Below are 23,857 nucleotides of genomic sequence, written 5' to 3'. Positions count from 1 at the left end.
CTGACCTGTATTCCCTTTCGCGTTCCCATGCCGCCGGCGGTCCATTCCTGGATTCTCCCGAACGATTTTGCGTCAGACACACCTCCGCTGTTCCCGTCCCAAAGAAACGAGCGCAGGTCCGCCGGACATTTCACGGATATGGACGCGCAGACCGAACGCGCTACAGTACGCGTCAGGGATCTGAACATCCGTCCCCAGTACTATTGACAGGGCAAACAGCTGGTAACAGCGCTTGCAGACCCGGTGTATCGCGTTGCCGCGATACCCAGCCCCCGGGGTTTTACAAAAACGGTCGCAACACCGTCAGTCCCGGGGCCTGCCCCCCAATGCGAAGTGAATCGCTGTATCTTGGTAGCAACTTCGTGAGCGGCACGGCAACTGAACTTCAATCTTGACTCTGAATTTTCTGAAAAGAATCTCCGGGAGTCTCAAAAACACCTTATAAATATAAAAAAAGACGCCTCAAAACGGGCGTCTTTCGTTAATTTTTTGTTAACCTGGATTAACGCGTTGACAGCTTATCAGCCGAGCGCCTTCACACGGGACGCAAGGCGCGAAACTTTACGCGATGCTGTATTTTTGTGGAAGACACCTTTGGTCACGCCACGCATCAGCTCAGGCTGAGCGGCGCGCAGGGCGGCTGTTGCCGCTTCCTTGTCACCGGAAGCGATTGCTTCTTCAACGCGACGCAGAAATGTACGGATGCGCGAACGACGCGCTTTGTTGACCTGAAAACGCGCTTCGTTCTGACGGGCGCGTTTCTTTGCCTGGGGCGAATTTGCCATGTGTGCTTAACCTTTTTGTCGGGTTCGTTACGTCTGTTTATGCGTACAAAGCCCGATCCGGTCGCAGAGCGACCATCAGGTGATTCTAGCCAGAGCGGGCTGCACGCGCATGTATTGGGCCGGTCTATAGACATATTGCCCGGTTTTGCAAACCGCAAATCGTCATCCGGCGGGTTGCCTGCCCGCCGGATGCGAGCCGGCCTCAGCCCAGCAGCTTGCGGAATACGACCTTGTCGTCTCCGGTGGCCCAGAAATCGCGGATGCATGCCTCGCGTTCATAGCCTGCACTGGCATAAAACGCCCGCGCTGCCGCGAAATCCTCCGTGCCGGAAGTTTCCACGATCAGCAGACGCTCACCGCTGGTGCGCAGATGCGCCTCGGAACCCTTAACAATGGCAAGGCCAAGGCCGTCGCGCTGGCAGCCGGGACGCACGCCAAGTGCGAGCATATTCCACGCGCCTTCTGCGAGCTCTTCGCGTTTTGTATAGCACAGCCCGGCCGGCACACCGGCGATGCACCCCGCGAGCCAGAACTCCCCCGTCTCTCCGGAAAGCGCCGGCGCCATCAGATCCTCCAGCATGTCCGGCGGAAAAAGCCCGGTCTCATCCAGCACCGTTTTCAGGTGAGGGATGTCATCGGCCACAACGGGCCGGATATCAAAGTCTGTCATGTCATACTGTCCTTATCTGTTGTCTGGCTGCGCCCTGACGGACGAGATGCCAAGCCGCGTCGCGCGGTAGGGGGTGCCGTTCACCGATCTGATGAACCGCCGCTTTTTCAGCCGCTCGAAAACCGCCGTGGTGCAGTCTTCGAGCAGATGTCCGTCCCGGGTGACACAGGTCACGGCCCGGATTTTGCCATTCGGCGCACGCTCGAAGTGAATAGCGCCGCCCCGTGCCAGCGCATGCAGCACGCGTTGTTCGTATTTTGAGATATTCAACGAATTGATCCTGAGAAAATGCCATCGGAAGCAGGCGCCCGGCGTAACGCGCGGAAGGGCTTCGGATTAGACAGGTCCGTTCAGACGGACCTCAGCGGCGTGCCGCATTCTCTGACATCAAATCTCCATCGCCCTGCGATCAGGTGCAGGCCGTAGCCCTTCCTATGCAGCAGAAACTGCCGTGGCAAGACAGGGAGAGGGCGCGGCCCGCAGAACGGGGCCGGCTGTTGCGCATTTACCTGTCGCGGAACTGTGCTTCGCGTTTTTCCAGAAAGGCCGACATTCCTTCGGACTGATCTTCGGTCGCAAAGAGTGCATGAAACATGCGTCTTTCAAAGAGCAGCCCCTCGCTCAGCGGCACTTCATAGGAGCGGTTTACGGCTTCTTTGATGACCATCACGGAGACCGAAGACTTCTCGGCAATCTTCTGGGCGGCGTTCTGCGCCTCTTCCATCAGCTTTTTGCCGGGCACCACGCGGGACACAAGGCCTGAGCGCTCGGCTTCCTCGGCATCCATAAATCGCCCCGTCAGGTTCATATCCATGGCCTTGGATTTGCCCACCAGTCGCGTCAGGCGCTGGGTGCCGCCGATGCCTGCAACCACACCGAGGTTGACCTCGGGCTGGCCGAACTTGGCGCTTTCCGAGCAGATGATGAAATCGCACATCATCGCCAGCTCGCATCCGCCGCCAAGGGCATAGCCTGAGACGGCGGCAATGATCGGCTTGCGCACCCGCATGATCTGATCGGTCTCGGGGGTGAAAAGATCGCCTGAAAAGGCGTCGACAAAGGTTTTGTCTTTCATCATCGCCACGTCGGCGCCGGCAGCAAAAGCCTTCTCCGAGCCGGTAATGATGATGCAGCGCACCTTCTCGTTTTCCTGGGCGTCCTTCAGGGCTTCTGCAAGTTCGCGCATCAACTCGTCGTTCAGCGCATTGAGCGCGTCGGGCCGGTTGAGGGTAATAGTTGCCACATGGTTGTCGACATCAAAGATAATCGTCTCAAAGGCCATCCGGAAAGCTCTCGGTTGTTGCTGGAACCGCAGTGCATACCACGGGTAAGAGCCACTTCAAGCTATCTTTGGCATTGTGCGCAATAGAAAGATGAGCGTCCGGACTGCACGATTCGACGGATGACGCCGCGGCAACCGTTTGTTCTGCAGGGCGCGCCCTCGCGTCCGTAAACGTCGAAGGTATGCTGAAAATATCCAAGCTCTCCATCAGCTTGGCGGAAATCACGCAGGCTCGAACCACCCGCGTCGATGGCTTCTGACAACACCTGCCGGATGATCGGGACAAGAGCGGCCACGCGCTGTGCAGAAATCCGCCCTGCCCTGCGTGACGGGCTGATTCCTGCCCGGAAAAGCGCCTCACAGACGTAAATATTGCCCAGTCCGCTGACGATCTTCTGATCGAGCAGAGCAGATTTCACCGGCATCATCCGTTTGTGAAAGGCGCCCGCGAGGTGCTCTTCGTGAAAATCATTGCCAAGCGGTTCCGGGCCCAGCACGGCGAGCAGCTTGTGGCTTTCCGCTGTTGCCGTTTCCATCAGGTCCATCGCGCCAAAGCGGCGCGGGTCGTTGAAAGTGATGCGCGTGCCGTTGTCCATGTGAAACACCACATGATCGTGTTTTTCCGGGGCGGGATGTGCATGTACAAACCGTCCGGGCATCTTCGCGGCCATTTCCGTGTCCGTAGAATCACCCGAGATCAGCATCCGCCCCGACATGCCCAGATGGATGAGCAGGGTTTCACCGGTGTCGAGATCGGCGAGGATGTATTTCGAGCGCCGCCGCAGCTGCCTAATCCGCGCGCCGGTCAGCCGCTCTGCCATGCGGGCCGGAAACGGCCAGCGCAGATCGGGGCGGTTCACATCTGCCCGCGCGATCACCGCGCCCTCCATCACCGGGCTCAGGCCGCGGCGCACAGTCTCTACTTCGGGCAGTTCAGGCATGTTCCATCTTCCGTTCTGCAAGATCCGCGATCTCGCGGTAACCGTCATAGCTCCAGAAGAGCCTCAGCCTGCGCCACCGGCCAAAACTCAGCACCGTGGCGCGGCCTTTCATTTCCGTCTGCACCCCGGTCAGATCCGCCCAGTCAAAGCAGCGCACAGGGCCAAGGACGGGTGCAAACCGTAGCCCCGTGTCATTCCACAGAATCCGGTCGTAAAATGCTGCCGCGATCTTGTGGCAGAAAACGGCGATGATCACGATCAGTATTCCGCGCGCAGACCAAGACCCCGAAACCGGTGTCTGCGGATGCACAACCAGCACAAGTGCCACGATCGCGAAAAGCCCGCAGACCAGCACCCTCAGCGCTCTGCCCCAGCCTGCAAGCCGGGTCTCTTTCCATTCGCTGCGTGCAGACGGCTGCATCCGCTCTTTTTCCCTGTGACGAAAGGGCCGCATTGTACCTGCCCGCCTGAGGCCTATAACAAAGACCGAACACTAAGGATCACAAGACCCGATGACCGACCGAGACGACAAAACCACCCATTTCGGCTTTGAAGACGTGCCAGAGGGCGAAAAGGCCGGACGCGTGCGCGGCGTGTTCAGCTCGGTCGCCGGCAAATACGATGTGATGAATGATGTGATGTCCGCTGGTATTCACCGGGTCTGGAAAGACGCGATGATGGACTGGCTGGCCCCGCGTGCCGGGCAGAAACTGCTGGATGTGGCCGGCGGCACCGGCGATATCGCGTTCCGTTTCCTGAAACGCGCGGGCGATGGCCATGCCACGGTGCTGGACCTCACGGAGGCTATGCTGGTCGAAGGCCGCCAGCGTGCCGAAGCGCTGCAGATGCAGGACCAGCTCGACTGGGTAACCGGTGATGCCATGGCACTGCCTTTTGCCGATAACACCTTTGACGTCTATACGATCTCTTTCGGAATCCGGAACGTAACCCGCCCGCAGGAAGCGCTGAACGAGGCCTTCCGCGTGCTGAAACCCGGCGGCCGCCTGATGGTGCTGGAATTCAGCCAGTTGCCGAACCCGGCGATGCAGAAGGCCTATGATCTTTACAGTTTCAACGTGATCCCGCGCATGGGTCAGATGATCGCCGGTGACCGCGACAGTTACCAGTATCTGGTCGAATCAATCCGGCGGTTCCCCGATCAGGAAACCTTTCTGCAGATGGTGCGCAGCGCCGGCTTTGAGCAGACAAAATACCGCAACCTGTCGATGGGCGTTGCCTGTCTGCACTCGGGCTGGAAACTCTGAGCCATGCGCGGTCCGCACAATATCTGGCGGCTGATCCGCACCGGCGCCACGTTCCAGAGGACGGGTGCAATGAATGCGGTACTCGACGCCTTTGACACGCCGGCCTCTGTCCGGTTCGTGGCGCGCACCCTGGCGATGCCGTTCACGTTTCTGGGCTACGCCGGTGATACGGGCATGCCGCCGGTTACCCGCGCGCTCACGGCCCTTGGCCCCGCCTACATAAAATTTGGCCAGATCCTTTCGACCCGCCCGGATGTGGTGGGCGATGAAATGGCGCTGCAGCTGCGCGTGCTGCAGGACAAACTGCCACCGTTCCCTGTGAGCACGGCCAAGGCCGAGGTCGAAAGCGAACTTGGCATGCCTGTTGACCGCATGTTCTCTGAATTCAGCGAACCTGTGGCGGCGGCCTCGATCGCTCAGGTGCACCGTGCGCGGCTTGCGGTCTCAGGCGAAGAAGTCGCCGTCAAAGTGCTGCGCCCCGGCATCGAAAAAGCCTTTCGCAAGGATATCGATGCCTTTTATCTTGCCGCCTCTGTAATTGATTTCTGTTCTCCGGGCTCGCGCCGCCTGCGGCCCCTCGATGTGATCGAACATTTTGACGGTGTTGTGCAGGGAGAGCTGGACCTGCGGCTTGAATCCTCTTCTGCTGCCGAATTCGCCGCCAATACGGAGAAAGACGAAGGCTTCCAGCTGCCCCGTATCAAATGGGAATACTCTGCTCGCCGTGTCATGACGCTGGGCTGGGCTGACGGCGTTCCGATGGGTGACAACGCCGCGATTGATGCCGCCGGTCACGACCGCATTCTGCTGGGCGACCGTGTGCTGCAGCTTTTCCTGAACCACGCGCTGCGCGACGGCTATTTCCACGCCGACATGCACCAGGGTAATCTCAAAGTCGCGCCAAACGGCAATATTGTGGCCTATGATTTCGGCATAATGGGGCACATTGATGAGTACACGCGCCGGGTCTATGCAGAGATCCTCTATGGCTTCATCCGGCGCGACTACAAACGCGTGGCGGAGGTTCACTTTGAAGCAGGCTATGTCCCTGCGGACAAAGACGTAGACGAATTTGCGCGCGCGCTGCGCGCCGTGGGTGAGCCGATTTTCGGCATGGATGCGTCGAAAATCTCGATGGGTCGTCTTCTGAGCTATCTCTTTGAGGTGACCGAGCGTTTTGGCATGGAAACCCGCACCGAGCTCATTCTCCTGCAACGCACCATGGTCGTTGTGGAAGGTGTTGCACGCTCTCTCAATCCACAGATTAACATCTGGCAGGTCGCAAGCCCCATCGTGTCCGATTACATCGCGCAGACCATCGGTCCCCGGGCCGCTCTGCGCGACTTTGCGAAAACCGCCCGCGTGATGGCCCGTTTCGGTCCGCGCCTGCCGGCGCTGGTGGAAAACGCGCTGATCCGGCAGGGTAATCCGGAGCCGCCGCAGAAAGACCGCGGCCTTTTCCGCTGGGTTCTCGGCGCGGTGATCCTTGGCCTCACCATCGGTATTTCGGGGTCGCTCACGCTGATTCTCGTGGATCTCGCACTCTTCTGACCGCTTGTGATGACCATGTCTACCGAGAGGGTGGGAGGGGCCCGCGCCCTCCCGTATTTTTCCGCGCGCGGCCTACAGCAGCTCGATTGCGAGTGCGATGCCCTGACCGCCGCCGATGCACATCGTGATCAGCCCGCGTTTGCCACCCGTCCGTTCCAGCTCATAGAGCGTTTTGACAGTGATAATGGCCCCTGTTGCGCCGACCGGATGGCCCAGTGCAATCGCCCCGCCATTGGGGTTAACCTTTGCCGGATTGAACCCGAGCGCGCCGGAGACGGCAAGCGCCTGAGCGGCAAAAGCCTCATTGCTTTCGATCACATCGAAATCACCGGCACTCAGTCCGGTTTTCTCAAACAGTTTTTCCACGGCAGGTATCGGCCCGATGCCCATTACCTCCGGCCGCACGCCGGCATGGGCATAGCCGAGGATCCTCGCTTTTGGTTTCAGGCCAGCGGCCTCGGCCGCCTCTGCGCTCGCCATGACAACTGCTGCCGCACCGTCATTAATCCCGCTGGCATTGCCGGCTGTCACAGTCCCGTCTTTCTGGAAGACCGTGCGCAGCCCGGCCAGCGCTTCGGCGGTCGTGCCTTTGGGATGTTCATCCGTGTCAAATGCGACCATGTCGCGCTTTACCCGAACCTCTACCGGCGCGATCTGGCTGGAAAAACGGCCCTCGGAAATTGCCTTCGCCGCGCGCTCCTGGCTTTGCAGGGCGAATGCGTCCTGATCCTCACGGCTGATCCCGTGTTCCGCGGCGACGTTTTCAGCCGTGACACCCATGTGCCCGGTTCCGAAAGGACAGTTCAGCGCGCCCAGCATCATATCGAGGCTTTTGACGTCGCCCATTTTCGCACCCCAGCGTTGCTGTGGCATGATGAAAGGCGAGCGCGACATGTTCTCGGCACCCCCCGCGAGCCCGAAGTCCGCATCCCCCAGCATCAGAGACTGAATAACCGAGACAATCGCCTGCGCGCCCGAGCCGCAAAGCCGGTTCACGTTCATCGCGGGCACGGTCTCAGGCACACCGGCCTGCATCGCGGCCACCCGGCTGAGATACATGTCGCGCGGCTCCGTGTTGATCACGTGGCCAAAGACGACGTGACCGATCTGTGCGCCTTCAACGCCTGACCGTTCAAGTGCCGCTTTTGCCGCCACCGTGCCAAGCTCAATAGGCGGCGTATCCGCAAGCGCGCCGCCAAAGGTGCCGATCGCGGTGCGCGCGCCGTCCAGAAGTACGATTTCGCGTGTCATGTCAGTCTCCCGTTCGTTTCCCGGCCAAGTATGCCCGGGCGGGACCTGGAAGTCAGCCACGACGTATCGTCAGTAACGGGCGTCACAGCGTTGACAGCATCCGGGATATCGGCGAAACCGCTTTTATGACGGAAACCTCAGATGCCATCCTTTCGCAGCTTCCCGCGCGGCTGAAAGACGCCCGGCGCACTCAGGGTCTGTCTCTTGATGCAGTGGCACGGCTCTCCGGTGTTTCGCGCTCCATGGTCAGCCAGATCGAGCGCGGCGAAAGCAGCCCGACAATCGCGACCCTGTGGAACCTGACCCGGGCGTTGCAGGTCGATTTTGCCGGCCTTCTTGATGGTGCCGCTGCGGCAGCCCGCATTGAACTGCTGCGCGCAGCAGAGGTTCCCACTATTGATAACCTTGGCTCTGGGTGCCGCATCAGAATCCTCTCTCCACCTGAAGAGGCAGGCAAACACGAAGTCTACGAGGTGAGCTTTGAAGAAGGCGGCGCCCTCGACAGTCAGCCCCACAGCCGCGGTGCGCGCGAGCATCTGACAGTGATCGACGGCACAATCAGCGTGACCAGCGGCGAAGACACGCAGCGTCTGCTTGCCGGTGACACCGCACGGTATGCCGTCGATGTCCCGCACAGGATTGCCGCGACGAATGGCCCGGCACGCATTTTTCTGGTCGTTCAGGGGGGCTGATATCCTGTAAGACGGAAAATATCCGTTATTTTGTATTTAGGCAGTTCCGGATTTCTCTGAGGCGTGTTAGACCACAGGCGAAGGGAGTCTCTCATGACGCATGCATTTCTTGACCATATCTCTGACACGCTGAACCGGATCGAGGCGGACGGGATGATGAAACGCGAGCGCATGATCACCTCAGCGCAGGGCGGCAGGATCTCAGTGGGCGACCGGGAGGTAATCAATCTGTGTGCCAATAATTACCTCGGTCTTGCGGATCACCCCGATCTGATTACGGCCGCACAGGATGCCATGGCGCCGCGGGGTTTCGGCATGGCTTCTGTTCGGTTTATCTGCGGCACGCAGGACCTGCACCGGCAGCTCGAGCAGCGCCTTGCGCAGTTTCTCGGGCACGACGATTCGATCCTTTTCGCGGCCTGCTTTGATGCAAACGGTGGTCTCTTTGAGCCGCTGCTGGGCCCGGAAGATGCCGTCGTCTCGGACGCACTCAATCATGCATCCATCATCGACGGTATCAGGCTCTGCAAAGCGAAACGCTACCGATATGCGAATTCAGATATGGCCGATCTGGAAGGCCAGCTGCAGCTCGCCCGCAGCGAGGGTGCACGGTTCATCCTGATCGCGACCGACGGGGTTTTCAGCATGGACGGGTATCTTGCGAACCTCTCCGGTATTAAAGAGCTGGCGGAAAAATATGACGCCATGCTGATGGTCGATGACTGCCACGCCACCGGGTTTATGGGGCCGAAGGGTGCCGGCACGCCGGCGCACGCAGGTGTGAAAGCCGACATTCTGACCGGCACGCTTGGCAAGGCTCTGGGCGGTGCCATCGGCGGCTATATTGCCGGGGCGCAACCGGTGATCGATCTGTTACGCCAGCGTGCGCGGCCCTATCTTTTTTCCAACTCGCTGCCGCCGTCGATTGTCTCAGCCGGGCTGAAAGCGCTGGATCTCGTTGAGGCCGGCGATGATCTGCGCGCGCAGCTTTTTGAGAATACGCGCATCTGGCGCAGCGGGCTCGAAGCGCTGGGTTTTGAGCTGCTGCCGGGCGAGCATCCGATTGTGCCTGTCATGCTGGGCGAGGCGCAACTGGCCCAGGACATGGCCGCGCGCCTCTTCGACGAGGGGGTTTTTGTGTCAGGCTTCTTTTTCCCGGTGGTACCCCGGGGTGAGGCACGGATCAGAACCCAGATGAACGCCGCTCTGACACAGGAGGATCTTTCTTTTGCGCTCAAGGCTTTTGAAACGGCGGGCAAAGCCTGCGGAGTGTTGAAATGACCAATGAAATGAAAGCACTGTCCAAGCTGCATCCCCGCGAAGGCCTCTGGATGATCCACGCGCCGGTACCCGAACCCGGGCCTGATGACGTGCTGATCAGGATAAAGAAAACCGGGATCTGCGGGACCGATATTCACATCTGGAACTGGGACGACTGGGCCGCCTCAACCGTGCCAGTGCCGATGATCACCGGCCACGAATTTGCCGGCGAAATCGTTGAGGTTGGCCACAATGTCACCGATCTGGAAATCGGCCAGCGCTGTTCAGGTGAGGGGCATCTCATTGGCAAAACGTCGCGCCAGAGCCGGGCCGGCAAGTTTCACCTCGATCCGGCGACCCGGGGCATCGGCGTCAACGAACAGGGCGCGTTTGCGCAGTATCTCAGGCTGCCCGCCTTTAATGTCGTGCCGCTGCCGGATGACATTCCCGATGACATCGGCGCTATTCTCGACCCGCTCGGCAATGCTGTGCACACCGCGCTCAGCTTTGATCTGATCGGGGAGGATGTGCTGATCACCGGCGCAGGGCCCATCGGCATCATGGCCGCAGCCGTGGCGCGGCACGCCGGCGCCCGGCATGTGGTGATCACAGACGTGAATCCTGACCGCCTGCGTCTGGCGGCAGAGGTCGCCGATGTGGTGCCGGTCAATGTCGCAGAACAGGATCTGGCCGAAACAGTGTCTGATCTGAAGATGAAACAGGGCTTTGACGTCGGCCTTGAGATGTCCGGAAACCAGCGCGCGCTTGATCAGATGGTGGATGCAATGACGATGGGAGGGCGCATTGCGATGCTGGGTATTCCGCCGGGCAAAAGCCCTGTCGACTGGAGCCGGATCGTTTTCAAAGCTATCACCATCAAAGGCGTGTACGGGCGTGAGATTTTCGAGACCTGGTACAAGATGATCGCCATGCTGCAGAACGGTCTGGATGTAAGCCGGGTTATCACGCATCGCTTTGCCGTCGATGATTTCGAGGCAGGGTTTGCCGCGATGAAATCGGGCCAGTCCGGCAAAGTGGTGCTCGACTGGACCTGATGAACCAATACGCCGGGGACAGCTTTTTTACGCTGACACAGGGCGGTCAGGCGGGGCTTGTCCTGTTGTCTGTTGTGTTGTGTGTGTTCATGCTGTGGGTCACGCGCCGCATGACATCCGGCCGGCCATGGTGGGCGCGGCTGCTTTTTGCAGTGCTGGCCTTTATGGTCTTTGTCTGGTTGTCGCCGCAGATCTATTTTACTTACTACGGTTTTCTGTTTGACGATCTGCCGGGGCAGTGGGTGATCAAAAGCAATCCATCCGATGCCCCCTGGATCGTGCATCTTTTGTTTTCGGGCCGTCCGACCCTGGCCGATCATGGCCTCGGTCTGCTTGGGTGGGCAATGATCGCCGTGGCTTTATTTCCGAAGAGGAATCCGTCCCGCGTCTGACAACAGCCAGCAGTCACGTCCTTCAAAAACAGCCGCGTGCAGGGGTCGGAAATACCCCGCGCCGCCATCGAGATTAACCCGGTTTCCGGCGTGTTCAGGATGCTCGAGGGCCGTATGCCCGTGTACAACCAGCGGGCCAAACGAGCCTTCGTATTCGAGAAACTCTTTCCGGATCCACACCAGATCATCTTCTGTCTGGTCCTGCAGCGGCACGCCAGGCCGCAGACCCGCATGCACGAAAAGCAACCCGTCTTTGCGGAACGTCAGCGGCAGACCTGCCAGAAAATCCCGGTGCGCCTGCGGCACAGCCGCCACAGCCTCGGCATGAACGGGCGCGACCGGCGCGCCGTCGACGGCTGTGACCCCGTAGGAGGCCAGCGTTTTGTCGCCCCCCAGCCGTGGGTTGAACCAGAACAGACCAGCACTCGTGGCCGGATCGTAGATGGTCGCATCATCCAGAAATCGGGTCAGATACCGGTCGTGGTTGCCGCGGATCATGCGCCAGGGGCGGCCCTCTGACTGCGCCTTCATCAGTTTTTCCACGACGCGGCGGCTGTCAGGCCCGCGATCAACATAATCGCCGACAAAGGCAATCTCCGCGTCCGGCCCGCCGTCTTTCTCAATCAGTGATAGCACCCGCTCAAGTTCTTCGAGCTGACCGTGGATGTCGCCTATGGCATAGATCGGATCAGGCATGTCCGGCTCCCGTTGGGCGGTGCGTCACCCGCACCGCGTGGCTGGAATAGTTAAGTGTCCCCGGCACGCCGCGACGCCCTCCGTGTGGTGGAGAGGGCAGCAAAATTCAACACCTTTCCTGGCACAGGCCAGCCTGACGGGGCTGATAGTTCACGACAGCCACCTGATCTGCTGTAGCAGTCCGGCCTGGCAGACCGGCTGTTGCCGACGGAGCGCTCTGCGGCAGACAGAGCCACGGCCCGCTGCCGTTGGCGGCGCACAGAAACCCGCACTGGTACCGTTATGTCCACTGGCCTGTGAGACCCCGTGCGCTCCCTGCGGATCATCAGGATGACGCAAGGGGCGCGCGGTCCTCCGCTTTCCCGGTCCCTGCGGATTTCGGATCATCTGTCGATGAAACGTCGCGGGCCTTTCGCCTGCCTGGCAGCTTCTCGCCCAGCATCAGCATCGCCGGCGTCAGAATGAGAGTCAGCAGCGTCGCCACGACCAGACCACCCACGATGGCACTCGAAAGTTCCGTCCAGTATTGCGTGGAAGGCGCGCCGAAGACGATCTCGCGGGTGAAAAAGTTCAGGTTTGCGCCCAGCACCATAGGCATCAGCCCCAGCGCGGTGGTCACCGAGGTCAGCATCACAGGCCGCAGACGCTGCGCGCCGGTGCGCAACGCCGCCTCGCGCGGGGAAAGGCCTGTGCGTTTCAGATCGTTGTAGGTATCGATCAGAACGATGTTGTTGTTGACGACGATCCCGGCAAGCGCGATCACCCCGATCCCTCCCATGACAACGCCGAAAGGGCGCCCGGTGATGATCAGCCCCAGGAGCACACCGGCCACCGAAAAGACGATCGCACTCATCACCACAAAGGCCTGATAGAAACTGTTGAACTGGATCACCAGAATGACCAGCATCAGAAAGATCGCCGCCACAAAGGCGCCGCCGAGAAATACCATGGTCTCTGCCTGATCTTCGGCCTCGCCGGCAAAGCTCCAGGTCACCCCGTCGGGAATATCTGCGCCGTCGAGGGCCGCCTGAAGGGCTGTGATCTGGTCATTCACGAGGACCCCTGCCGCGACGTTGGCCTCGATCGACACTACGCGGCTTTCGTCGATCCGGGTGATCGTGCCGGTCCGTTCGGAAGGTGCGAAGGTCACGAAGTTCGAAATCGGTACAAGCCCCGCTGAGGTCGGAACCCGCAGGTTGCCCAGTTCGGACAGCGATCGTTCTTCTGCCGGAAAACGGACCCTGATATCAAGTTCGCCGTCTGCATCATCGGGGCGGTACTCTGCCACCGCGATGCCCTGGGTCAGCAGCTGCACCGCCTGCCCGAGAAGGCTGACGTCAGCACCATAGCGCGCGGCCTCTGCCCGGTTGACCAGGATCGAAACCTCGACCCCCGGCAACGGACGTGTGTCGGTCACATCGGTGAAACCGCCGACCCGCTCCATGATCGATAATACCTTATCGACCGCCCCGGCCTGTACGGCAGGATTGCGCGCGGCGATCTGAAGATTCACCGGCTTGCCGCTGGTCGGTCCGCCGCTTTCGGTCTGCACCTGCACGTCGATGCCCGCGATATCGGCCACATCGCCGCGGATGTCATTGCCGATCTCAGCCGCTGTGCGGCGCGTATTCCAGTCGGTCAGCTCCAGTTGCAGAGTGCCGATGGTTTCCTCATCACCCTGTCCGGCGCTCATTGTTGAACGGGCATAAACGGATGCGATCTCCTCATATCCCAGCACCCGGGCCTCGACCCGACGCACCAGCGCGTCGCGCTCATAGATCGAGAAGTTATCGCGGGCGCGGACCTGCACCTGCATGAACTCCGGCTCAACGGAAGGAAAGAATGTCAGCCCTTTGCCAAACTGGCCGTAAAGCCCGAAGCCGCCGAGCAGAAGTGCCACTGCAAGCAGGGCGGTGGCACCTGGGCGCAGGATTGCCCGTTCGAGCAGCCGCACATAGAGACCGGTCAGCCCGCCGATCCGGCGTGGATCTCCCCGTTCGGCATCGTACAGAGCGCGTTTGGACGCAGCCGTCTGAGCAGGCCGTTTACCGATCAGACCACCGAGCACCGGGATAAAGATCAGCGCCATAAAGAGCGATGCAGCCAGGGTCAGGATGACAGTGATCGGCAGGAATTTCATGAACTCGCCCACCATGCCGGTCCAGAAGAGCAACGGGAAAAACACGCTCAGCGTCGTCGCGGTCGAGGCGATGATCGGCCATGCCATGCGTTTGGCGGCGAAAGAATAGGCCGCGTGCGGGGGCGCACCTTCCTGCAGTTTCCGGTCTGCCAGTTCGGTGGTGACGATGGCGCCGTCCACGAGCATGCCCACGACCAGAATGAGCGAAAACAGCACGACAATGTTCATCGTGAACCCCATACCCCAGAGGGCAATGACGCCGGCCAGAAACGCGCCGGGGATGGCAAGGCCCACAAGGATCGCCGAGCGCACCCCCAGGGCTGCGACGATCACGATCATCACAAGGATAACGGCGGCAATGACGTTCGCCTCCAGATCCGACAGCAGCGTTTCCACCTGTCCGGATTGGTCCTGAAGGTATGTCACCTGCACGCTATCCGGCCAGTCGGTGCGAAGTGCTTCGAGCCTCTCTTTCGTCGCGGCCACCGTGTCGATGATATTGGCACCGGAGCGCTTTTTCACTTCAAGCGCCAGAGCAGGCTGGCCGTCGATCCGCGCAAAACCGGTCGGATCCTGAAAGGTCCGCCGCACGGTGGCCACATCCTCAAAGGTGACGACCGCATCGCCGCGCACCTTGACGGGGATCTGCATCACATCGTCCAGATCTTCAATCAGGCCCGGCACTTTGAGCACAATGCGCCCGCCGCCCGTTTCAATGGCACCGGCCGCGATCAGCCGGTTGTTGCGCTGAAGCTGGCTGATGAGTTCGTCGAAGCTCAGGTTGTAGGTCTGGAACACTGTCGGGTCGATCAGCACCTCGAGAAATTCATCCCGCGCCCCGCCGATATCGACCTCCAGGACCCCCGCCAGCCCTTCAACTGCGGCCTGGGCATCATCGGCCAGATCGTTCAGGGTCCTTTCCGGAACCGGGCCGGAGATGATTGCCGTGATGATCGGAAAGAGGGCGGTGTTGATCTCGGTTATGGTCAGGTCATAGGCATCTTCGGGCAGGTCACTCTCGGCCTGGTCGGCCGCCTCGCGCACCTTGTCGAGCGCCTCTTCGATGTCGCCGCCCGGAGTAAATTCCAGCTGGACGCTGGCAAAGCCTTCGGAGGCATGGCTCTCCATCTTCTCCAGCCCGGTTATGGCCGCAAACTGCGCCTCCATCGGTTCGATCAGCAACCGCTCGGCATCGGCCGGGCTGATCCCTTCAAGCCCGGTCGAAACATAGACCAGCGGCAGCGGCACCTCCGGGTTGGCCTCCTTGGGAATCGAGACATAGGCCCAGGCACCAACGCCCAGGATCATAAGCAGCGCCATGACGATAACGCGGCTGCGTGAGAATGCGGCATCAATGATGGTATTCATTACCTCAGTTCCCCTGCGCCACAGCATCTGTCGCCCGGGGCGCCGTCGAGGATCGGACAGTTTCGCCGGCATTCACAAAACCCTGACCCACCGTGATTATCCGCGCCGTTTCCGGCAGTCCCGTCACCCAGATGCCGTCGATTTCCGCGCGCACGACCTGAATAGGGCTGAACGCAACCTGATCGTTATCAGTCACCGTCTTCACGCCCAGACGGCCGTCGGGATTCAGCGATACGGTCGACGGCTGGATAAAATGTGCCAGTGCCTCGCCGGTCGGGATGCGGATTTCGGCGGAGATGCCGGCAGGGATCGCCCCGTCTTTGTTCGGCACCTCAATCTCTGCGAGGAACGTCCGCGTCTCGGCATTTGCGGATGTCCCGACAAAGCCAACCGTGCCCTCGCGTTCTTCGCCGGTGATGAAGCTGATGCTGGCGGTCTGGCCACCTGCGATTCGGCGCAGCGCCTGTTGCGGCACCTGAATGGCGACTGTCAGCGGCGTGTTGTCTACGATCCGTCCGACTTCTGCCCCGACCTGAACGAACTCTCCGGGGTCCAGCGTCAGTCTTTCGATCCGTCCGGCAAAAGGTGCCACAACCATCAGTGCTTTGATGGTTTCCTCTGCTGCCGTCACAGAGGCTTCCGCCGCCGCCAGATCAGCCCGCGCATCACTCACCCGATCTGCGGTGGAGACACCGCGGTCCAGCAGCTCCATCGCGTTATCAAACTCCCGCTGGGCGCTTGCCAGCTCCTGACGGGCGCGCGCGAAATCAGCGTCGGCGCGGGTTGACGTGAGCCGTGCGATGACCGCGCCTTGCGCGACGTCCTCGCCCTTGGCGACCATAATCTCGGCCACATCGCCCGAGCTTTCCGCGCGGATCGCCGTATCGCGATCCGGCTGCGCCTGACCTTCGGCGCGGAAGTACAGCGTCACTGGTTCCGCTGTGGAGTTTTCGACGGTTACGGCAACCGGTGCCATGCCCTCGTCCGCAGATTGCGGAGGCTCAGGATTTTCTGAGGGCAGAATGTAACCGCTGCCCATCCATCCCACGATGACCAGCACCAGTGCGCCGGCAATCCATGTGGACCGGGATGCGCCTTTGTCGTCCTGAAAGGTCAGCTCTTCGGTGTCATTATTCATGGCTCGGTTCTCCACAGTGCGGCGCGGCGCACATTCAAATCGTTAATCCAGCCGGAAAAAGGCACTGACGCCGGAATCCGGCAGCGTCTGCGTGCACCCGACACCCGCCCGTTCGTGCGTGATGTCGGGTGCTTCAACAACGGCGGACGGGGTTACTTCAAAGATCTCTGGCCTGAACTTGTTTACAGTCAGCATGTCAGGTTCTCTCCTGCTTCAGACTCTCATTTGCCGGAGCCGGGCCTCCGGCCGCCGCATCATCAATGCTGGCCAGACCAGCCAGCATCCGGCGATAATCCCTTGGGTCAGACAGCAGGACGCTGCCCCCGGGCAGCCCGAGCAACCTGTCGCAGACCGCACCTTCTGCCTGCATTCTGGCAGTCAGAACATCTGTCCCCTGATCCAGATTTCCCTTTAGAGCCAGCGTCATAGCCTCGCTCAGGACGTGCTGCCGGCCCTGTCCCAGCCCGACGATGATTTCCGCCGTCAGACCAGCATCGGATACATTGAAGGTGCCTTCAGACGCACCATCTGAGATCATCCGTTTCAGCACCGGGATGACCTCAGCTGCGGTGGCATCGAAAATGCGCCGGTAGAGCATGTCGTTTCCGGGCCTGGTAAGTACTTCAGAGAAATACCGCATCTCGTGGATATTATCCGCTTTCCAGCGAACGGAGCCGCAAAGAAACGCATTCAGACGGGCCAGTGCATCGCCGCTGGTCTGGCTGCGGATGTCTTCGGCTGCCGCAAGCGCCTGCGCGGTTGTCCGGGTCACAATGCCGGTCAGCAGGTCCTCTTTGGCTGAGAAATGGTGGTAAAAACCACCCCTTGAGATATCCGCCGCCTCCAGAACGTCTGCGATGGTCACCTGCTCCCAGCCGTTCGACATAAAAAGTGCCTGTGCGGCATCAAGGATGGCTTCGCGTCGGTCTCCCGGCGCCATCCTGCGTTTGCGCGTTACCGGTTCCACTCATCAGACTCCCTTACAGACCGACAGTCGGTACGTAAGCGGATGCGTCGGATTAATCAACAGACGATCGGAAGTTAAGAAGTCTCAGTCTGCCCTGGAATGATCTGGAAGCAACTCGCCGGTGCCAGAAACACGCTGTTCCAATTTTCGGAACCGCGTGCCGGCTGTGATTGCGTTGCGATCCCGCAGCCACTATGGGACGGGATGGTTGCCCGACGGGTCAGAAGACCCTCCCGCCGCCTGCGGAAAAGAAAAACCTGCCGCGCAGCGCGCGACAGGTTATTTTGTTGAAAGCCCGGATACCGGGTCGTGTCAGCAGCGCGGAGACCTCTGACATCCGACAGTCACGCGGGTCAGACGACGTCGAACTGCAGGGGCTTGATCTGTTTGAAAAGGCCGGTTTCGGCAAGTTTTGCGCGCGCGCCTGCGGGCACAGGCTCATCCACGTACAAAAGTGCAATCGCTTCACCGCCGGCAGCGGACCGCCCGAGGGTAAAATTCGCGATGTTCACCCCGTTACTGCCCATGGTGTGCCCGAGCGCGCCGATGATGCCCGGCACATCTTCGTTTGTGGTGTAGAGCATATGCGCACCGATCTCGGCGTCGATGTTGATGCCTTTGATCTGGATGAACCGCGGCTTGCCGTCCGAAAACACCGTGCCGGCCACAGACCGCTCGCGCTCCGCGGTCACGACGGTCACCTTAATGTACCCGTCAAAAGCGCCGGATTTACCCTGGTTAGTCGTCGAGACACGGATGCCGCGCTCCTGGGCGATGACCGGGGCGGAAACCATGTTCACATCCGGATTGGCCTTTTTCATGATGCCCGCGATGACGCCGCAGTTAAGCGCCTCAAGGTTCATCGTGGCCACGACACCGTCATAGAGGATGTTGATGGCGCGAATAGGCTCATCTGTCATCTGCCCGATGAAAGCCCCCAGATGCCCGGCAAGCTTAACCCAGGGACCCATGATCTTGGCCTCTTCGGCGGTGACTGAGGGCATATTCAGCGCGTTAGAGACTGCACCGGTCAGCAGATAATCCGACATCTGTTCAGCAACCTGCAGAGCGACATTCTCCTGCGCCTCCGAGGTGGCAGCCCCCAGATGCGGTGTGCAGACGACGTTCGGCAGCCCGAAAAGCGGATTTTCCGTCGCAGGCTCTTTGGCGAAAACATCAAAGGCTGCACCGGCCACATGGCCCGATTTCAGCGCATCCGCCAGCGCTTCCTCGTCGACCAGACCACCGCGCGCGCAGTTGATAATCCGCACGCCCTTTTTGGTTTTAGCCAGCGCTTCACGGCTCAGGATGTTCGCTGTCTGATCGGTGAAGGGCACGTGCAGCGTGATGAAATCCGCACGCGCCAGCAGCGCGTCAAGATCGACCTTTTCGACCTGCATCTTGTCGGCTTTCTCCTGCCCGAGAAACGGGTCATAGGCGATCACTTTCATGTCCAGCCCGCGCGCCCGGTCACAGACGATGCCACCGATATTGCCGGCACCGATAACCCCCAGCGTTTTTCCGGTCAGTTCAACGCCCATGAACTTCGACTTTTCCCATTTTCCGGCATGGGTAGAGGCCGAGGCCTCGGGGATCTGCCGCGCAACGGCGAACATCATCGCAATGGCGTGCTCGGCCGTGGTGATCATATTGCCGAAGGGCGTGTTCATCACGATGATGCCCTTCTGCGAGGCAGCATCCTTGTCAATGTTGTCGGTGCCGATCCCGGCGCGGCCGATCACTTTGAGGTTGTCCGCCGCATCGATGATTTTTTGCGTAACCCTGGTGGCCGAGCGGATTGCGAGACCATCGTAGTTGCCGATGATTTCGGCGAGTTTCTCTTTGTCTTTGCCCACGTCGGGCTGAAAATCGACGTCGATACCGCGGTCGCGGAAAATCTGAACGGCGGCTTCGGAGAGTTTGTCGGAAATGAGTACTTTAGGGGCCATGACGGACTCCGTTATCTGTGTTGTCAGTAAGTGTGAGAAAGGGGCGGGCGGTTACGCCTGCGCCATCTGTGCTGCGATTTCGGTCTCAAACGCCCACGCGAGCCATGGCAGCATCGCCTCGATGTCCGCAGTTTCCACCGTGCCACCGCACCAGATCCGAAGTCCCGCAGGAGCGTCGCGATATGCCCCGACATCAAGAGCCACATTCTCATCCGCCAGCCTTGCAGCGACAGCTTTGGCAAAGCCTGCACCGTCCGCGATCCGGTCGTCGGTGAACTTCAGGCACACCGAGGTATTGGAGCGCGTTGCAGGGTCCTCTGCCAGAAAACCAATCCAGTCATGTGTCTCTGCAAAGGCGGAAATGGCCGCAGTATTGGCATCCGCCCGCGCGATCAGCCCTTTGAGACCACCCACGGACTTCGCCCAGTCGAGCGCAAGAAGGTAATCTTCGACACAAAGCATCGACGGCGTGTTGATCGTGGCACCGGTAAAGATCCCGTCGATCAGTTTGCCGCCTTTCGTGAGGCGAAAGATCTTGGGCAGGGGCCAGGGCGGCGTGTAACTTTCCAGCCGCTCAACCGCGCGCGGGCTCAGGATCAGCATGCCGTGCGCCGCTTCACCGCCGAGCACTTTCTGCCAGGAGAATGTCGTCACATCGAGCTTGTCCCAGGGCAGATCCATCGCAAAAGCCGCCGATGTTGCATCACACAGAGTGAGCCCTTTTCGGTCCGCGGGGATGACATCGCCCGACGGCAGGCGAACGCCCGAGGTCGTGCCGTTCCAGGTGAAACAGACGTCATGGTCATAGTTCAATGCGGCCATATCGACGATTTTGCCATAGTCCGCAGTATGGGCCGTGTGCTCAATCTTCAGCTGTCTGGCGACATCCGTGACCCAGCCTGCGCCAAAGCTTTCCCAAGCGACCATTTCCACGTGCCGTTCGCCCAGCAGCGACCACATCGCCATTTCATAAGCGCCGGTGTCTGAGGCCGGCACGATTCCGATCTTATAATCAGCGGGAACGCCGAGCACCTCGCGGGTGGTCTCGATCGCGGCCAGCAGTTTCGCCTTGCCGGGGGCTGCACGATGCGACCGCCCCAGCGGCGCGTCGGAAAGTTTATTCAGATCAAATACGGGGGGTTTGGCACAGGGGCCGGAGGAAAACCGTGGATTGGTCGGTCGCACGGACGGTTTTTGAGCGGCGCCCGCAGGCACCGTTTGTTGAGTAGCCATGAATGCTATCCTTCCAGATAAGCGCCCTTCGTTGGGGAAGGGTGTCCCACGGCAGGGTGTATGCGGCTGCGGGCACTGGTGCAATCGCAAAAAGCGGTCTAGAACGCCGTTCGGTCGCTTTTTTGCGACATCACTGACGCAGATCGGAATCGCCCGGATGTACACTGTCACCCTGATCGGCGCCACGGGCGCGGACACGCTGGAGGCGTCGCTGGTTGAGGCGCTGCGCAATGCCTGGGGCGGGGGCGATGCGATCTGGCTCGCCCCGGATGAAGCTGCGGAATTCACTGTACCACAGATGCCTGCGAATCGCTGGGATGTCTGGGAAGACGTACAGAAAATGCGCGTTGATCTGGCTGTCCAGAAGACGGCGACGCGTCGCAAAAAGATGCTGCTCGCGGATATGGACAGCACGATGATCTGTCAGGAATGTATCGATGAACTTGCCGATGAGGCCGGCGTTGGCGAGCGTGTAAAAGACATCACCGCGCGCGCCATGAACGGCGAACTGGATTTCGAAGAGGCCCTGCGCGAGCGCGTTGGCCTGCTCAAAGGGTTGCCCGAAGCGGTGATTGCGCGCGTTCTCGACGACCGCATCACCTTTATGCCCGGCGGGGCGACACTTCTGGCAACGATGAAGCATCACGGTGCATACGCGGGTCTCGTCTCGGGCGGGTTCACGGCGTTCACCAGCGCCGTGGCCCGCGCCCTGGGGTTTGATGAAAACCGGGCGAACACGCTTCTCGTTGCCGATGGTCATCTGACCGGTGGTGTCGGTGAGCCGATCCTGGGCAAACAGGCCAAGGTTGATGCGCTGCGCGAGATAACCGCACGGCTGGAGATCACCGCGGCCGATGTTATCGCTGTGGGCGACGGGGCCAATGATCTGGGGATGCTGGGGCTTGCAGGGTCCGGTGTGGCGCTTCACGCCAAGCCGGTGGTGGCCGCCGAATGCGATCTGCGGATCAACCACGGTGATCTCACCGCACTCCTCTATTTGCAGGGATATGGCCGGGATGACTTCGTAACCGGGTGAACCACGGCCGCACCGGGTGTGCTATACTCCTCGCAAGCCACATCAGGAGGGAACTTACATGCCGGAATTCATCTTTGCCTATCACGGGGGAAAACCACCCGAAAACGACGCGGACATGGAAAAGACCATGGCGGACTGGCGGTCCTGGTTTGAAGGGATGGGCAATGCCGTCGTCAATCCGGGTAATCCGGTGGGCATGTCAAAAACCGTCAGCAGCACGGGCGTGTCAGACGATGGCGGCGCGAATCCTGTATCAGGATATTCAATCGTGATGGCAGACAGCATTCAGTCTGCTGTCCGGATGGCGCGAGATTGCCCGATGGTGAAAGACGGCTCCGGATCGGTCGAGGTCGCCGAAATCCACGAGATGTGATCAGGCCAGCGCGGCGGCCGGCCGGATCCAGCCCGTCTGCTGGCCCGCGCGGTTCACGATGGGGGCGTTCATATAAAGGCGAGTGGCCGGATGATCAGGCTCTAACACGCCCAGTTTCACCAGAATTGCCGCTATCGCGCATTCTGAGGCACGCGTCGTTCCGTCCACGATCTTGAGCGCGACACCGAGCTTTTTCTCAGGGATAATCGCGATGTAATATCCCTCTGCCCCGGTCTTGATCGCCACGCGACCCTCCATGGCGCGCATCAGATGCGTGCAGGCATTGCCCTCGCCGGCGACCAGATCCGGATGCAGGCGCATCGCCTCATGCAACCGCCTCTCCGCACTGCCATCGGGACTGGCTGCATAATGGGCCATTGCGCGGGCCATGCCGTGCAGTGTTGAGGCGAAGTTGGGTGCCGAGCATCCGTCGATGGCAAAGCCGGGAGAAGTCTCGCCTGTCACGCGCTCAAACGCTTCCAGCGCCGCCTTTTGCACCGGGTGATCCGCCTCGACATACTCCGGGCCTGCGCCCAGATGCTGCGCCAGGGTCAGAAAGCCCGCGTGTTTGCCCGAGCAGTTGTTGTGATACCGGCAGGGTGTCTCCACTGCGCGGATCAGACCGTCGCGTGCCGGCAGATCAGAAGGTTCCTGCGGCCCGCACCGCAGCGCTGCATCGGAAAGTCCAAGCGTGTCCAGCCATGTCTGCACCCTGTCAGTATGAATTGCGGCCCCTGTGTGGGAGGCGCAGGCCAGCGCCAGCTGTTCCGTGCTCAGGCCGGCTTTATCCGCCGCACCCGAGGTGATGAGCGGCAGTGCCTGGATCATTTTGGATGAACTGCGCGGCAGAACCACCAGCGACGGATCGCCCCAGGACTGCACGATGTCGCCGCCCGCATCACAGATCACAGCATGGCCGGAATGCCAGCTTTCAAGGAATTCTCCGCGCCGGATTTCGGTCATGGGAACGGGATGCGTCATTATTTCACTCACTTTCTGGCGAAAAGCTGCTGATCGGGCTTTAAGCGGGTGCTCAGTTTGCGTTATTGTGATCCTTGTCGGGAAGAATAGCGCGCCTTTCAAGGCAGCGGCACAATAAAAGGTCGCACCATAGGCCCGCCGGATACATGAGGCTCAATACGGCTGGAGGCTGTAAACATGCAAATTTCTAATGGTTTTCTGGGGATAGCTGCGACGGCGGTGCTGATCGCGGGTGTTGCGTCCGCTCAGGAGCAAAGCAGCAACCGGGTCGCAACAAAGACCGACTGGAACGTTTTCGTTGAGGAAAACCCAAAAGAGTGCTGGAGCGTTTCGGTGCCGACCGATACCGTCAACACGCGCGACGGGCGGGTTGTCGCTGCGAACCGTGGCCAGATCCTGCTGATGGTGTCCTACCAGCCCGGTGCCAATGTCGCGGGTCAGGTGTCGTTCACCGGAGGGTATCCCTTCCGCGCTGGCAGCCAGGTGACGATCAGTGTCTCAGGCACCGAATACTCAATGTTTACCGAAGGCGAATGGGCATGGCCTGCCAGTGCGTCGGATGACGAAAAGATGGTCAGCGCCCTCAAGCGCGGTGCTGATGCGGTTGTGACCGGCATTTCCAGCCGCGGGACCACGACCAAAGACACCTTTTCTCTGCTGGGCTTTACCGCCGCCGTCGAGGACGCAGAAAAGCGCTGCAGCGGCTGACAGCGGCCGTCCTTCATTACATTGCCCGCGCCACATCTGATCCTGTGCGCGGGCTTTTTCTTTTGATCCGCGCACAAACACCTATATAGAGGCGCATCCATCAATCCACCGGGGAGCCGGCTCA

24 protein-coding genes are annotated in these 23,857 nt (G+C 60.4%); 9 read left to right on the top strand and 15 right to left on the bottom strand.

The window, feature by feature from the left end:
• Nucleotides 1–521: 521 nt before the first annotated feature.
• The 6 genes from rpsT to G3256_RS18620 all read right to left on the bottom strand — a co-directional run bounded on the left by rpsT (nucleotide 522) and on the right by G3256_RS18620 (nucleotide 4,099).
• Nucleotides 522–785 carry a 30S ribosomal protein S20 gene (gene rpsT / locus G3256_RS18645; RefSeq protein ID WP_169642259.1) on the bottom strand — a complete coding sequence of 88 codons (264 nt, stop codon included), beginning with the start codon at nucleotides 783–785 and terminating at the stop codon, nucleotides 522–524.
• Between the two features lie 202 nt (nucleotides 786–987).
• Nucleotides 988–1,455, bottom strand: a complete 468-nt coding sequence (locus G3256_RS18640) for a GNAT family N-acetyltransferase (protein WP_169642258.1) — start codon at nucleotides 1,453–1,455, stop codon at nucleotides 988–990.
• 12 nt (nucleotides 1,456–1,467) lie between these two features.
• Entirely contained in the window at nucleotides 1,468–1,725 is a 258-nt protein-coding gene (locus G3256_RS18635; protein WP_169642257.1) for a YjhX family toxin, read from the bottom strand.
• A 235-nt stretch (nucleotides 1,726–1,960) separates the two neighbouring features.
• A complete protein-coding gene (locus tag G3256_RS18630) occupies nucleotides 1,961–2,737 on the bottom strand; it encodes an enoyl-CoA hydratase (protein WP_169642256.1) in 777 nt (258 codons plus the stop codon).
• Between the two features lie 62 nt (nucleotides 2,738–2,799).
• Complete coding sequence (gene mutM / locus G3256_RS18625; protein WP_169642255.1) at nucleotides 2,800–3,678, bottom strand: bifunctional DNA-formamidopyrimidine glycosylase/DNA-(apurinic or apyrimidinic site) lyase; 879 nt, start codon at nucleotides 3,676–3,678, stop codon at nucleotides 2,800–2,802.
• Complete coding sequence (locus tag G3256_RS18620; RefSeq protein WP_169642254.1) at nucleotides 3,671–4,099, bottom strand: hypothetical protein; 429 nt, start codon at nucleotides 4,097–4,099, stop codon at nucleotides 3,671–3,673. Before G3256_RS18620 ends, mutM begins: the two co-directional genes overlap by 8 nt.
• 91 nt (nucleotides 4,100–4,190) lie before the next feature.
• Between G3256_RS18620 and ubiE the strand changes: the two genes are divergently transcribed.
• A complete protein-coding gene (gene ubiE, locus G3256_RS18615) occupies nucleotides 4,191–4,943 on the top strand; it encodes a bifunctional demethylmenaquinone methyltransferase/2-methoxy-6-polyprenyl-1,4-benzoquinol methylase UbiE (RefSeq protein ID WP_169642253.1) in 753 nt (250 codons plus the stop codon).
• A 3-nt stretch (nucleotides 4,944–4,946) separates the two neighbouring features.
• On the top strand, nucleotides 4,947–6,494 hold the full coding sequence (ubiB, locus tag G3256_RS18610; RefSeq protein WP_169642252.1) for a 2-polyprenylphenol 6-hydroxylase: 1,548 nt from the start codon (nucleotides 4,947–4,949) through the stop codon (nucleotides 6,492–6,494).
• A 72-nt stretch (nucleotides 6,495–6,566) separates the two neighbouring features.
• Here the strand turns inward: ubiB and G3256_RS18605 are convergent, their stop codons facing one another.
• Complete coding sequence (locus G3256_RS18605) at nucleotides 6,567–7,745, bottom strand: acetyl-CoA C-acyltransferase family protein (protein ID WP_169642251.1); 1,179 nt, start codon at nucleotides 7,743–7,745, stop codon at nucleotides 6,567–6,569.
• A 125-nt stretch (nucleotides 7,746–7,870) separates the two neighbouring features.
• Between G3256_RS18605 and G3256_RS18600 the strand changes: the two genes are divergently transcribed.
• The 4 genes from G3256_RS18600 (at nucleotide 7,871) to G3256_RS18585 (ending at nucleotide 11,144) form a co-directional block, all read left to right on the top strand.
• Complete coding sequence (locus G3256_RS18600) at nucleotides 7,871–8,437, top strand: helix-turn-helix domain-containing protein (RefSeq protein ID WP_169642250.1); 567 nt, start codon at nucleotides 7,871–7,873, stop codon at nucleotides 8,435–8,437.
• Nucleotides 8,438–8,530: 93 nt separating this feature from the next.
• Nucleotides 8,531–9,718: a glycine C-acetyltransferase gene (locus G3256_RS18595; RefSeq protein ID WP_169642249.1), complete on the top strand. Its 1,188-nt coding sequence runs from the start codon at nucleotides 8,531–8,533 to the stop codon at nucleotides 9,716–9,718.
• Complete coding sequence (gene tdh / locus G3256_RS18590; RefSeq protein WP_169642248.1) at nucleotides 9,715–10,752, top strand: L-threonine 3-dehydrogenase; 1,038 nt, start codon at nucleotides 9,715–9,717, stop codon at nucleotides 10,750–10,752. Before G3256_RS18595 ends, tdh begins: the two co-directional genes overlap by 4 nt.
• Nucleotides 10,752–11,144, top strand: a complete 393-nt coding sequence (locus tag G3256_RS18585; RefSeq protein WP_169642247.1) for a hypothetical protein — start codon at nucleotides 10,752–10,754, stop codon at nucleotides 11,142–11,144. The genes tdh and G3256_RS18585 overlap by 1 nt, the downstream gene beginning before the upstream one ends.
• Here the strand turns inward: G3256_RS18585 and G3256_RS18580 are convergent.
• From G3256_RS18580 to G3256_RS18550, 7 genes are all read right to left on the bottom strand, one after another.
• Nucleotides 11,112–11,840, bottom strand: a complete 729-nt coding sequence (locus G3256_RS18580) for a metallophosphoesterase family protein (RefSeq protein WP_169642246.1) — start codon at nucleotides 11,838–11,840, stop codon at nucleotides 11,112–11,114. The genes G3256_RS18585 and G3256_RS18580 overlap by 33 nt on opposite strands.
• A 325-nt stretch (nucleotides 11,841–12,165) precedes the next feature.
• On the bottom strand, nucleotides 12,166–15,348 hold the full coding sequence (locus tag G3256_RS18575) for an efflux RND transporter permease subunit (protein WP_169642245.1): 3,183 nt from the start codon (nucleotides 15,346–15,348) through the stop codon (nucleotides 12,166–12,168).
• Between the two features lie 4 nt (nucleotides 15,349–15,352).
• Nucleotides 15,353–16,486, bottom strand: a complete 1,134-nt coding sequence (locus G3256_RS18570; RefSeq protein WP_169642244.1) for an efflux RND transporter periplasmic adaptor subunit — start codon at nucleotides 16,484–16,486, stop codon at nucleotides 15,353–15,355.
• A gap of 42 nt (nucleotides 16,487–16,528) precedes the next feature.
• Entirely contained in the window at nucleotides 16,529–16,681 is a 153-nt protein-coding gene (locus G3256_RS18565; RefSeq protein ID WP_169642243.1) for a hypothetical protein, read from the bottom strand.
• A gap of 1 nt (nucleotide 16,682) precedes the next feature.
• Nucleotides 16,683–17,453 (bottom strand): TetR/AcrR family transcriptional regulator, encoded by a 771-nt coding sequence (locus G3256_RS18560; protein WP_246227697.1) that lies wholly within the window; start codon nucleotides 17,451–17,453, stop codon nucleotides 16,683–16,685.
• A 353-nt stretch (nucleotides 17,454–17,806) separates the two neighbouring features.
• Nucleotides 17,807–19,402 (bottom strand): phosphoglycerate dehydrogenase, encoded by a 1,596-nt coding sequence (gene serA / locus G3256_RS18555; protein WP_169642242.1) that lies wholly within the window; start codon nucleotides 19,400–19,402, stop codon nucleotides 17,807–17,809.
• A 51-nt stretch (nucleotides 19,403–19,453) separates the two neighbouring features.
• A complete protein-coding gene (locus tag G3256_RS18550; protein WP_169642241.1) occupies nucleotides 19,454–20,635 on the bottom strand; it encodes a phosphoserine transaminase in 1,182 nt (393 codons plus the stop codon).
• Between the two features lie 157 nt (nucleotides 20,636–20,792).
• Here G3256_RS18550 and serB point away from each other — a divergent pair, with 157 nt between their 5' ends.
• Both serB and G3256_RS18540 read left to right on the top strand, forming a co-directional pair.
• Nucleotides 20,793–21,671 carry a phosphoserine phosphatase SerB gene (gene serB / locus G3256_RS18545; protein ID WP_169642240.1) on the top strand — a complete coding sequence of 293 codons (879 nt, stop codon included), beginning with the start codon at nucleotides 20,793–20,795 and terminating at the stop codon, nucleotides 21,669–21,671.
• A 58-nt stretch (nucleotides 21,672–21,729) separates the two neighbouring features.
• The gene (locus G3256_RS18540; RefSeq protein WP_169642239.1) at nucleotides 21,730–22,044 is read left to right on the top strand and encodes a hypothetical protein; all 315 of its coding nucleotides are present in this window, start codon (nucleotides 21,730–21,732) and stop codon (nucleotides 22,042–22,044) included.
• Here the strand turns inward: G3256_RS18540 and G3256_RS18535 are convergent, their stop codons facing one another.
• A complete protein-coding gene (locus G3256_RS18535; protein WP_169642238.1) occupies nucleotides 22,045–23,025 on the bottom strand; it encodes an asparaginase in 981 nt (326 codons plus the stop codon).
• Nucleotides 23,026–23,202: 177 nt separating this feature from the next.
• Between G3256_RS18535 and G3256_RS18530 the strand changes: the two genes are divergently transcribed.
• Nucleotides 23,203–23,733, top strand: coding sequence for an invasion associated locus B family protein (locus G3256_RS18530; RefSeq protein WP_169642237.1), 531 nt, complete (start codon nucleotides 23,203–23,205; stop codon nucleotides 23,731–23,733).
• The last annotated feature ends 124 nt before the right edge of the window (nucleotides 23,734–23,857 follow it).

Source organism: Roseobacter ponti (genome assembly GCF_012932215.1).
Lineage (GTDB): Bacteria > Pseudomonadota > Alphaproteobacteria > Rhodobacterales > Rhodobacteraceae > Roseobacter > Roseobacter ponti.
The sequence above is the reverse complement of the archived record's forward strand: the minus strand, read 5'-3'. Positions and strand labels throughout refer to the sequence as shown.